General features: G+C 34.3%; 11 protein-coding genes. All 11 read left to right on the top strand.

Going from position 1 to position 11,978, the window contains the following annotated elements; genetic code table 11:
• The first annotated feature begins 2 nt into the window (after positions 1 to 2).
• Positions 3 to 827, top strand: coding sequence for an MlaD family protein (locus tag DMB95_RS03845; RefSeq protein ID WP_142931007.1), 825 nt, complete (start codon positions 3 to 5; stop codon positions 825 to 827).
• A gap of 1 nt (position 828) precedes the next feature.
• Positions 829 to 1,446, top strand: coding sequence for an ABC-type transport auxiliary lipoprotein family protein (locus DMB95_RS03840; protein WP_142931006.1), 618 nt, complete (start codon positions 829 to 831; stop codon positions 1,444 to 1,446).
• Between the two features lie 59 nt (positions 1,447 to 1,505).
• The gene (locus DMB95_RS03835) at positions 1,506 to 2,309 is read left to right on the top strand and encodes an undecaprenyl-diphosphate phosphatase (protein ID WP_142931005.1); all 804 of its coding nucleotides are present in this window, start codon (positions 1,506 to 1,508) and stop codon (positions 2,307 to 2,309) included.
• A gap of 153 nt (positions 2,310 to 2,462) precedes the next feature.
• Entirely contained in the window at positions 2,463 to 4,277 is a 1,815-nt protein-coding gene (thrS, locus tag DMB95_RS03830; RefSeq protein ID WP_142931137.1) for a threonine--tRNA ligase, read from the top strand.
• On the top strand, positions 4,274 to 4,789 hold the full coding sequence (infC, locus tag DMB95_RS03825) for a translation initiation factor IF-3 (RefSeq protein ID WP_142931004.1): 516 nt from the start codon (positions 4,274 to 4,276) through the stop codon (positions 4,787 to 4,789). Before thrS ends, infC begins: the two co-directional genes overlap by 4 nt.
• Positions 4,790 to 4,903: 114 nt before the next feature.
• The gene (gene recQ, locus DMB95_RS03820) at positions 4,904 to 6,748 is read left to right on the top strand and encodes a DNA helicase RecQ (protein ID WP_162056776.1); all 1,845 of its coding nucleotides are present in this window, start codon (positions 4,904 to 4,906) and stop codon (positions 6,746 to 6,748) included.
• Positions 6,741 to 7,832, top strand: coding sequence for a DNA adenine methylase (locus DMB95_RS03815; RefSeq protein WP_142931002.1), 1,092 nt, complete (start codon positions 6,741 to 6,743; stop codon positions 7,830 to 7,832). Before recQ ends, DMB95_RS03815 begins: the two co-directional genes overlap by 8 nt.
• Positions 7,833 to 7,923: 91 nt before the next feature.
• Positions 7,924 to 9,306 (top strand): C4-dicarboxylate transporter DcuC, encoded by a 1,383-nt coding sequence (gene dcuC / locus DMB95_RS03810; protein WP_142931001.1) that lies wholly within the window; start codon positions 7,924 to 7,926, stop codon positions 9,304 to 9,306.
• 74 nt (positions 9,307 to 9,380) lie between these two features.
• Complete coding sequence (luxS, locus tag DMB95_RS03805) at positions 9,381 to 9,869, top strand: S-ribosylhomocysteine lyase (RefSeq protein ID WP_142931000.1); 489 nt, start codon at positions 9,381 to 9,383, stop codon at positions 9,867 to 9,869.
• Between the two features lie 389 nt (positions 9,870 to 10,258).
• Positions 10,259 to 10,663 carry a MarR family winged helix-turn-helix transcriptional regulator gene (locus DMB95_RS03800; protein WP_142930999.1) on the top strand — a complete coding sequence of 135 codons (405 nt, stop codon included), beginning with the start codon at positions 10,259 to 10,261 and terminating at the stop codon, positions 10,661 to 10,663.
• A 10-nt stretch (positions 10,664 to 10,673) separates the two neighbouring features.
• The gene (locus DMB95_RS03795; RefSeq protein ID WP_142930998.1) at positions 10,674 to 11,864 is read left to right on the top strand and encodes an MFS transporter; all 1,191 of its coding nucleotides are present in this window, start codon (positions 10,674 to 10,676) and stop codon (positions 11,862 to 11,864) included.
• The last annotated feature ends 114 nt before the right edge of the window (positions 11,865 to 11,978 follow it).

The raw sequence follows: 11,978 nt of genomic DNA, 5'->3' as shown, positions 1-11,978 counted from the left end.
GTATGGAAAATAGGGCAAATTATTTGTGGATAGGAATTTTTGTTTTTGGGGTATTTTTTGCAAGCTTATTTGTCTTGATCTTTATGAGTGGTTTTTCACATAAAGAAGAATTTAAGCTTTATCAAATTTATACTAAAGAATCAATCTCAGGACTTGGTATAAAAGCACCGGTAAGATTGCTTGGGGTTGAGGTTGGTAGTGTGGAGGATACAAGCATAGACGCCCAAAATGGCATAGGGGTAAAAATACTCATAAAAGTTAAAGCCAATACGCCCATTTATGAAAGCACCTATGCAACCTTGCAACTTCAAGGTATCACAGGGCTTAAGTATATAGAGTTAAAAAGTGATGAAAGCACATCAGTGCCGCTTCAAACAAGTGATGAAAATATCGCGATCATTAAAACCAAAGAAAGCTTTTTAGCAACCATAGACAAGCAAAGTGATAAGCTTTTTGACCTGCTTGATTATACTAATCAAAGTGCAAGAATGATACTTAGCGATGAAAATATAAAAAATTTCTCCATACTTTTAAAGAATTCAGCCTCAGCCTCAGCATTTTTTTCACAAACGCTTAGGGATTTAAGCCTAGCTTCTTCAAAAGTAGCTAAGGCTGCTGATTCTGTGTATCTTGCGTCAAATGATTTTTCTGAACTTAGTCAAAAAGGCTCTTTGGCTTTAAATAATCTTGATTCAAATTTAAATAATAGCCTTGCTTTGCTTGAAAGCTTGCTTATAAGGCTTAATGCTTTAAGTGCAAATTTAGAGCAAAACCCTTCTGACTTGCTTTTTAAAAGTACGCAAAAAAAATTAGCCCCAGGAGAATAAAATGAAAGCAAAAGCGATAAAAAGCATATTTTTACTATCTATAAGCCTTTTGTTCATCAGTGCTTGCTCTTTAAGTCCTAAGCCCCAGCCTGCTTTAAATGTGTATTTGCTTCAAAGCGATGAGAGTATGAAAAAGCTTTCTAGCGTGCAAAATAAAGTGCTTAAAATCAACGCTGTGCAAGCCTTGCTTTATCTTAAGAGCAATGAAATCGCTTATATTCAAAATGGCGAATTTGGTATATATGCTAAACATATATTTAAAAGCTCGCCAAGTAGTGCTTTTGAAGCCTTGCTTGCATATAAACTTGAGCAAAGCGAACTTTTTAAGGCTGTTTTAAGCTATAATACCCAAGCAAATGCGGATTTATTTTTAGAAAGCAGATTGCATAATTTTGAGCAGGTTTTTGAAAAAGATAAAAGCTTTGTTAATACAGCTTTAAGCGTTAATTTAATCGACGCAAAAAACAATAAAATCCTTGCTCACAAGCATTTTAAATTTCAAACCAATATAAAAGAACAAAACATCAATGCTGTGATTGAAGCATTTAACACAGCCTTAAATCAGCTTGGAAATGAAGTTGTTTTTTGGCTTGAAAATGAAATAAAAACGGCACAATGATGATTGATTTAAAAAGTTTAAGTAAAATGCCTTTTTTGAATTTCTTTTAAAGGTAGCATTTGCAAGATATTTTTAATGCTCTTATTTTAGGTGTGGTAGAGGGTTTAACAGAGTTTTTACCTGTAAGTTCAACAGGACATATGATCCTTGCTACTAGCGTTTTAAACATACAAATAAATGATTTTTGGCGTTCTTTTCTTATCATCATTCAGCTTGGTTCTATTTTAGCTGTGATTTTTGTCTTTTGGCAAAAACTTAGTAGGAGTTTTGAAATTTGGCTTAAACTTGCCTTTGGTTTTATCCCAACTGGACTTATTGGCTTGGGCGTAGCTTCTTTTATCGATACGCTTTTTCATCCTTTTATCGTCGTTTTTATGCTTATTTTTGGGGGTTTTGTCTTTATTTTTATAGAAAAAGCACATAAAAATAAAACTTATGCGATCAATACCCTTGATGAAGTAAGTTTTAAGCATGCTTTTTTTATAGGCTTAATCCAATCTTTAGCCATGATTCCTGGCACCTCAAGAAGTGGTGCTAGCATAATAGGAGGCTTATTACTTGGCTTAAATAGAAAAACAGCAGCTGAGTTTAGCTTTTTGCTTGCCATTCCTACTATGTTTATAGCAGCTGGATATGATATTTTTAAAAACCATGAAATGCTTTTAGCGCAAAATGCTTTTATGCCTCTTTTTATAGGCTTTATCACAGCTTTTGTGGTGGCTGTTTTTGTGATTAAGTTTTTTCTTAAATTTATCTCTAAATTTGATTTTGTGCCTTTTGGGTATTACCGCATTATCTTAGGAATTTTATTTTTGATTTTATTTGCAAGCGGTATTTTAAATACTGAAAATTTCAAGTTTTGATTTGCATTTTATGATTTTAGCTCTTTTTTATAAAAATTTTATGAAATTTAAAATAAGCTTAAGGCTTGCAAAGCTACAATTATACTTATTTTTTAGGAGTTTATGAATTTGAGCAAAGAATGTATTGCCTACACAAAAACAAACAGCACTGCAATGAGCCCCAAAGAATACTATGAAAGTGATTTTATCCTTGATACTCAAAGCCTACAAGATAGCACAAAAACAAGTGAATTTCAAGAACTTTATCTTGATAATTCCCCAGCTAGCCTTTGTCTTTTGCGTCATTCTTGTGCGCATTTGATGGCTCAAGCTATTAAGGCTTTGTATCCTGAGGCTAAATTTTTTGTTGGTCCTGTGGTTGATGAGGGTTTTTATTATGATTTTAGAGTAAATGCTAGGCTTAATGAAGAGGATTTAGCTCGTATTGAAGCTAAGATGAGAGCGTATGCTGAACAAAAGCTTGACATCAGCAAATATGAAATTGACAAAAGCGAAGCAAAGCTTAAATTTCAAAATGATGACTTAAAACAAGAAGTTATGCTACGCATTCCAGATGGTAAGGTAAGCATTTATAAGCAAGGGGATTTTGAGGATTTATGCCGTGGTCCTCATGTGCCAAATACAAAGTATTTACAGCATTTTAAACTCACTCGTGTGGCTGGAGCTTATCTAGGAGGCGATGAAAAACGCGAAATGCTTACACGCATTTATGGCACAGCCTTTGCAGACAAACAAAGCTTAAAAGAATACCTTCACATCATAGAAGAAGCCAAAAAAAGAGATCACAGAAAACTTGGCAATGAACTTAAGCTTTTTGCCTTTGATGAACAAATCGGTGGAGGCTTACCTTTGTGGCTTGCAAATGGTGCAAAGATGAGAAGTCGTTTGGAGCAAATTTTATACAAAATCCACCGCTTAAGAGGCTATGAGCCTGTAAGAGGACCTGAGCTTTTAAAGGCTGAGGTATGGAAGATCAGCGGACATTATGATAATTATAAAGAAAATATGTATTTTACGCACATTGACGAGCAAGAATACGGCATAAAGCCGATGAACTGCGTAGGACATATTAAAATTTATCAAAGTGAGGTGCGAAGTTATAGGGATTTGCCTATAAAATACTTTGAATACGGACTTGTGCATAGGCACGAAAAAAGCGGAGTTTTACACGGACTTTTTAGGGTGCGTGAATTTACTCAAGATGACGCACATATTTTTTGTATGCCAGCTCAAATTAAAGAACTTGTTTTAGAAATACTTGATTTTGTAAGCTCACTCATGCGAGCCTTTGGCTTTGAATATGAGATGGAAATTTCAACCAAGCCTGCTAAGGCTATAGGAAGCGATGCAGTTTGGGAACATGCTACAAGGGCTTTAAAAGAAGCTTTAGATGAACAAGGCTTAAAATACGGCATAGATGAGGGTGGCGGTGCTTTTTATGGTCCAAAAATAGACATAAAAATCACTGATGCTTTAAAAAGAAAATGGCAGTGCGGCACTATACAAGTGGATTTTAACCTGCCTGAACGTTTTGAGCTTGAATACACCGCAAGTGATAACACCAAACAACGTCCTGTAATGCTTCATAGAGCTATTTTAGGCTCTTTTGAACGCTTTATAGGCATTTTAACTGAGCATTGTGGAGGCGAATTTCCATTTTTCATCGCTCCAATTCAAGTGGGTATAGTGCCTATCAATGAAAATCACATAAGTTATGCAAAAAGCATTCAAAAAGCCTTGCTTGAGTGTGGGGTTGATTCAGCTATCTATGATAAAAATGAAAGCTTAAGTAAAAAAATCCGCACCGCAGAAAAGCAAAAATTACCAATGATTATTGTTTTAGGCGATGAGGAAGTGGCACAAAACAGCGTTGCTCTAAGGGATAGAAGAGCTAAAACTCAGGCAAATATAAGCCTTGAGGACTTTTACACTTTGATAAAGGAAAAAATGAATGAGGTTGTGTTTTGAGTAAGGAAAAAGAAGTATTTCTTAATGAAGAAATAAGAGCAAGTGAGCTAAGATGCGTTGGCGATGGTGGGGAAGTTTTTGGAGTGTTATCACGTGATGAGGCTTTAAAACTAGCACAAAATAAAGGACTTGATCTAGTGCTAATCGCCCCTGATGCTAAACCTCCAGTTGCCAAAATCATGGACTTTGGTAAATACCGCTACCAACAAGAAAAAAAGCAAAAAGAAGCCAAGAAAAAGCAAAAAGTCATAGATATAAAAGAGATCAAACTCTCAGTGAAAATCGCTCAAAATGACATCAATTACAAGGTAAAACACGCTCTTGAATTCCTAGAACAAGGCAAACATGTCAAATTTAGAGTTTTCTTAAAAGGACGCGAAATGGCTAGCCCAGAAGCTGGCGTAGCCTTACTTGAAAAAATATGGCAAGATATAGAAGATAAAGCAAGCAGAGACAAAGAACCAAATTTTGAAGGACGTTATGTCAATATGCTTGTGGTGCCTAAAAAATAAGCATATAAATTTTTAAGAACTAGGTTTTAAAATGTATTTTGAAATTTTAAAACCTAGGGTGATTATGAAAAATTAAGGCTAGTATATCAATACTCACATAAAAAGGCTTTCATTTTGAGATCTTATAACAAAGAACAGCTCCTTTCCTTACTCAAAAAACATTTTTCCTACACAAGCTTTAGAAAAGGGCAGTTTGAGCTTATGAGTGAAATTCTAGCTCAAAGAGATGTTTTGGCTTTAATGCCTACTTCAGCTGGGAAGTCTTTGTGTTTTCAGCTCCCTGCTTTGGCTTTAGATGGGCTTAGTTTGGTTATTACTCCGCTTAATTCTTTAATGCAAGATCAAGTTTTAGAGCTAAGGAGTAAAAATATCCCCGCCTTTTGTATCAATAGCACTCAAGATTTAAGCCAAAATGAAGCGGTGTTTAAAGAGCTTAGAAAAGCTAGGGTAAAACTGCTTTATGTTAGCCCTGAACGCTTGCAAAATGAGGCTTTTTTAAATTTTATCAAAAAGCAAAAAATCGCTCAAATCGCTGTTGATGAAGCACATTGCATTAGTGCTTGGGGGCAGGATTTTCGCCCATCTTACCTGCAAATTGCTGATTTTATAGAAAAACTTGGACAAAAAGTCGTAGTTTCAGCTTTTACAGCCACAGCTACGCCTTTGATTAGAGAGGATATTATCTCAGCTTTAAGGCTTAAAAATCCTTTCATTTTAAGCTCTGGTTTTCATAGAGAAAATTTGTATTTAGAGCTTTTTAAGGGCAGTTTAAAGCAAAAATTCGCTAAATTATTTGCCTTTTTGCAAGATTTTAAAGGACAAAATGGCATAGTTTATTGTATGACAAGAAAAATCACAGATGAATTACACAAAAGGCTTTATATAGAGGGTTTTAAGTGTGAAAAATACCACGCTGGAATGGAGGCTGATGAAAGGCTAAGGGCTCAAGAAAGCTTTATGCAAGGTAAAACAAGGATCATGGTGGCTACAAATGCTTTTGGCATGGGGATTAATAAAAAAGATATACGTTTTATAGTGCATTTTAATCTACCTAAAAATTTAGAGCATTATTATCAAGAAATAGGCAGAGCCGGTAGGGACGGACTTAAAAGCTCTTGTTTATTGCTTTTTAATGAAGGCGATATAATGATGAATAAAAAGCTTATTTGCACTGATGATAAAGATGAAAAGCTCATTCAAAACGAGCTTAAACTGCTTGAGGCTATGCAAGGTTTTGCTTTTCATAAGGAATGTTTAAAGGCTTATATTTTAGCTTATTTTGGGGAGGATTTAACGCAAAATTGTGATTGTTGTATCAATTGTAAAAGTGAGTTTGAGCTTCAAGACATTAGCATAGAAGCTCAAAAAATCCTTTCTTGTATCATTAGAATGAATGAGGGCTTTGGTATAAGCTTTGTGAGTGAAATTCTAAGAGGAATATCAAGTCAAAGAGCTGTGAATTTAGGCTTTGATAAGCTTTCTACCTTTGCCTTGATGAAAGAAAAAAGCAAGGCTGAGCTTGATACACTCATCAAAGAGCTTTTAACTTTAAAGCTTTTAGAGCAAAGCAAGGACAAATATCCTGTTTTAAAAACCCTGCCAAAGGCTAAAAAGGTGCTTTTTAATAATGAAAAAGTATTTTTAAAAACAAGATTAGAAGATAAAGAACACATGCTCGAAAAAGAAAGCAAAATACCAAAAAGCAAGGCTCATAGTTTTGAGCTTGAAAGCAAAGACGAGGCTTTGTTTTTAGAGCTTAAAAAGTTAAGATTAAAGCTAGCACAACATGAAAATAAAAAAGCCTTTATGATCTTTAGCGATAAAAGTTTGATTTCTATGTGCAAGCTTAAACCTCAAAATGAGCTTGAGTTTAAAGCAGTCTTTGGAGTAGGCGAAGAAAAATTTAAAAACTATGCGAAAGATTTTTTAAGCCTCATTTCAAAGGTAGGGTATGAGTGAAAATAAAGCCTATCTAAAAGAACAAATCATCACTTATCTAGGCAATAAACGCTCACTTTTACCCTTTTTAGAGCAAGGTTTTGAATTTGCAAAACAAGAGCTGAAAAAAGAAAAGTTAAGCTTTTTGGATATTTTTAGTGGAAGTGGGGTGGTGTCGCGTTTTGCTAAGGCTCATTCAAGTTTTATCATTGCAAATGATTTAGAGCATTACTCAAAAATCATCAATGAATGCTATCTAGCAAATCCTAGCCAAAAAGAGCTTCAAAGCTTGCAAAATTATCATCATGAGTTAAGCCATAATCTAAAGCCTCAAAAAGGCTTTATCAGCGAACTTTATGCCCCAAAAGATGAACTTAAGATCAAGGCTGGTGAAAGAGTATTTTATACCCCAGCAAATGCTTTGTATCTTGACTCAATGAGACAGCTTATCAGCAAAGAAATTCCAAGCTCCTTGCAGCATTTTTTCATCGCTCCTCTCATCTATGAAGCCAGTGTGCATGCAAACACAAGTGGAGTTTTTAAGGGCTTTTATAAGGATAAAATGGGACTTGGTAAATTTGGCGGCACAGGAGAACATGCACTTAAACGCATAAAAGGACAAATGAGCCTTAAAATGCCTATATTTTCAAATTTTTCTTGTCCCTTTGAAGTTAGACAAGAAGATGCTTTAAGCCTTGCTAAAGAACTTGATAGTGTGGATTTAGCGTATTTTGATCCACCTTATAATCAGCACCCTTACGCTTCAAATTATTTTATGCTTAATTTAATCGCTACTTATAAAAAACCAAATGAGATCTCAAAGGTTTCAGGCATACCAAAAGAGTGGAATAGGAGTGATTTTAACAAAGCAAGGCTAGCTAGTGAGGCTTTATTTGAGTTGATCTTGCACACAAAGGCAAAAATTATCTTGCTTTCTTACAATAACGAAGGTTTTATCAAAAAAGAGGAGTTTTTAAAAAAGCTTGCCAAACTTGGAAAATGCCACATTTTAGAGCAAAAATACCCAGCCTTTAGAGCAAGTCGCAATCTCAAAGATAGAGCCTTGCATATTAAAGAGCACCTTTACATCTTAGTGAAAAGCTAAAAAGTAAAACTCGCACGAAAAAACATTGCAAAATTCAAGAAAAAGTTCAAATTGTGATACAATATTTTATAAAAACTCAAAGGAAAAGCTCATGCAAAGCTTGCAAATTCTTTTTACTCTCATAGGCGTAGTTATTGTAGCTTATTTGGTGCTTAAAAATTATAATCCCATTTTCATTTTCTTTTTTTCTGGCATAATCTTTTTAATGTCAGCATATTATTTAAGTGGAGTGCCTATCCCAAGTAGTGTTAAGCACACTGAAGCAACTTTTTTAAGTAACATCATGGATAGTTTTGTCTTTATTAGCGATACCTTTAAGAAAAACTTAGCTGGGGTGGGGCTCATTATCATGTCTGTGGCAGGTTTTGCAGCTCTTATGAAGCACATTAATGCTTCAGCAAAACTTGCTTATCTTGCAAACAAACCCTTAGCTAAGGTAAAAAACAAATACCTTGTTTTAAGTGGCACTTTTGTAGTGGGTATGGCACTTAAGATCGTGATTTCAAGTTATGCTGGCTTGCTTATCTTGCTTCTTGCCTGTATTTATCCGGTGTTGCTTGCTCTTAAAATTCGCCCAATTACTGCTGTGAGTGTGCTTTCTTTAATCGCACTTGATTATGGTCCAAAAGATGGAAATTCCATCAACATGGCAGAGATGGTTGGACAAAAAGACAATGTTATAGGTTTGTTTTTAAATTATCAAATTTATAGCGTGATCGCTTATGTGGTTTTAATCGCTGTGTTGATACCATTTTATTTTTCTTTTATGGATAAAAGAGATAGGATAAAAGGCATTAACAACGAAGAGGTTGAAATTCCAAAGATTGAAAATCCACAATGTCCTACCTACTATATCTTTTTACCTTGGCTTCCTATAGTCTTTCTTTTTGCGGCGTATTTTTTACAAGTTAAGCTTGATGTTATCACTGCAAATTTTATCAGCATTGCTATAGTGTTTATCCTTGAATACGCAAGGCATAGAAACGCTAAAAAACTTGGTGAAGATATGGTAGTGATCATTAAGGCTATGGCTGATATTTTCATCTCGGTTGTAAGCATTATCATCGCTGCTTCTGTGTTTGCTGAGGGTATTAAAGCACTTGGTGGTATAGGGATAGTGGCTAATGCCATTTCTTCTATGGGAGCTTCAGCTGTGATCTTAAGCATAGCACTTTTAAGCTTTATTGTGTATTTTGCTAGTGTGATTATGGGAAGTGGTATTGCTGCGTTTAATGCCTTTGGAAGACTTGCCCCAGATATAGCTGCAAAGCTTCATATAGAGCCTATAGTTTTGGTTTTACCTATAGAAATTGCTTCTTGTTTGGGACGCGCAGCTTCGCCAATTGCTGGTGGGATACTTGTTTTAGCAGGATTTTCAAAGATAAGTCCTATAGCTATAGTTAAAAGAACAACCCCGCTTTTACTTGTGGCTATGCTTGTTAATATCATCGTGGCTTGGAGTTTTACTTGGTAATGTTATAATTAAGGTTTTTTGTTTGTTAAATTTAGGGTATCATTTCAGCACACATTTTAACAAAAGGAGAAAAAATGCCATTACTTGATAGTTTTAAGGTAGATCATACCAAAATGCCAGCTCCAGCGGTGCGTCTAGCAAAAACGATGAAAACACCAAAAGGTGATACTATAAGCGTGTTTGATCTGCGTTTTTGCGTGCCAAATAAGGATATTTTACCAGAAAAAGGCATTCACACTTTAGAGCATTTGTTTGCTGGTTTTATGAGAGATCATTTGAATTCAAATGAGGTTGAGATCATTGACATTTCGCCTATGGGTTGTCGCACTGGTTTTTATATGAGTGTTATTGGCACACCAGATGATGAAAGCGTGAAAAAAGCGTGGCTTGCGAGTATGCAAGATGTTATCCGTGCGACTCAAATTCCAGAAGCAAATGAATTTCAGTGTGGCACTTGCAAGCTTCATTCTATCGATGAAGCAAAGGCTATCGCTCAAAAGGTGCTTGATAGTGGTATTGGTATAATGAATACTCAAGAGCTTTTGCTGAAGGATTTGGATTAAGTTTAAGTTTATATTTATTCAGTGTAGAAAAAGCACAAAAACCAAGCAAAGATACCAAAACAAGGTAAGGACAATAAACCACCCTTACCTTAAAAACTTCTAAAATCACTTTAAATAAGTAAAAAAGAAATCATAAAACTAAAAAACTCTAAGTCTTTAAAACCTATATCTAAGTTCTAAATTCCCACTCATATAAGTTTCATTCTTTTTATCAACCTTACCAGCTACAATATTTTTCGCGATAATCTTTCTTTGTTATTACAAGAAATAATTCACTCTTTGTTTTCTATAGCGTATCGTTTGTTTAACAAATTTTTAAGCTTTTAAAGCTATACTATATAGTTGATAATATCTATTATATAAAGACTTAAATTTAAGGATATAAAGCAATGTTCTTTCAAAAAATAGCTTTAATGCACAGAAAGATAGTTTATAATGTCAATAAAATTTTAAAACCCTTTGGCTTGAGCCTGAGTGATTGGCGTGTGTTTTTGTATCTTAGCCATACAAAAAGCACTGCTTTGGTGCCAATTTGTGAATTTTATGATCTTGACAAGGCTATACTGACAAGATCAGTTTCAAAGCTTCATAAACTAGGTTTTATAGACTTTTTAGAAGCTGAAGATAAAAGAGAAAAGATCATTACTTTAAGTGCTAGTGGTAAGGCGATTTATTATGATATTAATTTTTGCATTAGAGAATATGAGGCAAAAATTCTTGCTGATATAAATGCTAAGGATAAAGAATTTTTTATACAAATCATTGATAAAATCAATCAAAAATTAGAGTATTAAAGGAAAGAAAATGAGCCTAAAAAGAAAATATAAGCTTTTTAACAGGGATTTTATGTGTATATTTTGGATTAATTTTTTTATTTATACTATGTTTTATATGAGCACTATTACTTGTTCTGATTATAGTTTGCTTATCTTAAAAGAAAATGCAAGTATGGCAGGGCTTGTGACTTGTGTTTTTGTTATTGGAGCTTTATTTTCAAGAATTTATTATGGCTCAATAGTTGATAGTATCAATTTTAAAAAAGCCCTACTTATCTTTTTACCTTTGCTCTTTTGTATCAATATCGCCTATTTGTTCGCTCATAGCATTTTAGCCCTTGTGCTCATTCGCTTTGTTTCAGGTGTATTTTTTGGGCTATGTTCTTGTGTTTGCGGTGCAGCTGTAGCAAGACTTATACCAAGCAATAAAAGAGGTGCTGGCATAGGTTATTATGCTTTAAGTGCTATTTTAGCTTCTGCTTTGGGTCCATTTTTGGCTATAAAGCTTGATTCTGCTGGGGCTTTTCTTACAAGTTTTATCCTCTGTCTTGTGTGTATAGTGCTTTGTTTTATCCTTGCTTTGATCTTTCAAGTAAGGGCTAAAAAGTTTGAGTTTAAAGCTGTGCAAGGCTCTAAAATACATATTTATAATTATATAGAAAAAAGTTGCTTAAGCCTTGCTGTGGTGGTGTTTTTAATAGGCTGTGCTTATGGGCTTATATTAGCTTTTATGAGTGTATATTCAAAGACTTTAAATTTAAGCTTTGCAGGCTCATTTTTCTTTGGAATTTATGCCTTTGTGGCTTTATTTTCTCGTCCTATAGCTGGGAAAATTTTTGATAAGCTTGGGGCGGATTTTATTATCGTTCCCTCGCTTTTATTTTTCATCGCTTGTCTTATCATCTTAGCTTATGCGCAAAACTCAGCTATGATTTTTTTATCTGCCGTGCTTTGTGCTTTAGGTTATGGCAATGCTTGTTCAGCTTGTCAATCTTTAGCCATAAAACTTGCCCCAAAGCACAAAATGGGACTGGCTACTTCAACTTATTTTATCGCTCTTGATCTTGGTATAGGCACTAGTCCTTATTTTTTAGGCATTTTAGAACCTTTTGTAGGCTTTTCGCGTCTTTATGAAATCGCTGCAGCTCTTAGCTTTGTGGCTCTTATTGTTTATTTTTACTCATCATGCTTAAAGAAAAAAGCTTTAAAGAAAGGCTAAGAGCTTATAAAAATCATCTTTTTGAAAGAAAATTTTAATCATTTAAAAAATAAGCAAAATTTTTTAATTTTCTCTTGACAAACACTAGGTGTAAGGTTTTATAATTTTAATATT

The sequence above is a fragment of the Campylobacter sp. MIT 12-8780 genome (assembly GCF_006864535.1).
Taxonomy (GTDB): domain Bacteria; phylum Campylobacterota; class Campylobacteria; order Campylobacterales; family Campylobacteraceae; genus Campylobacter_D.
Note: the sequence above shows the minus strand (reverse complement) of the source record. Positions and strands in the feature narration are given on the sequence as shown.

Bases quoted from the DNA above. Each gene is read 5' to 3' on its own strand.
- DMB95_RS03840 (WP_142931006.1), top strand. From the start codon at position 829: ATGAAAGCAAAAGCGATAAAAAGCATATTTTTACTATCTATAAGCCTT.
- dcuC (WP_142931001.1), top strand. From the start codon at position 7,924: ATGCAAAGCTTGCAAATTCTTTTTACTCTCATAGGCGTAGTTATTGTA.
- DMB95_RS03845 (WP_142931007.1), top strand. From the start codon at position 3: ATGGAAAATAGGGCAAATTATTTGTGGATAGGAATTTTTGTTTTTGGG.
- thrS (WP_142931137.1), top strand. From the start codon at position 2,463: ATGAGCCCCAAAGAATACTATGAAAGTGATTTTATCCTTGATACTCAA.
- DMB95_RS03800 (WP_142930999.1), top strand. From the start codon at position 10,259: ATGTTCTTTCAAAAAATAGCTTTAATGCACAGAAAGATAGTTTATAAT.
- DMB95_RS03795 (WP_142930998.1), top strand. From the start codon at position 10,674: ATGAGCCTAAAAAGAAAATATAAGCTTTTTAACAGGGATTTTATGTGT.
- DMB95_RS03815 (WP_142931002.1), top strand. From the start codon at position 6,741: ATGAGTGAAAATAAAGCCTATCTAAAAGAACAAATCATCACTTATCTA.
- luxS (WP_142931000.1), top strand. From the start codon at position 9,381: ATGCCATTACTTGATAGTTTTAAGGTAGATCATACCAAAATGCCAGCT.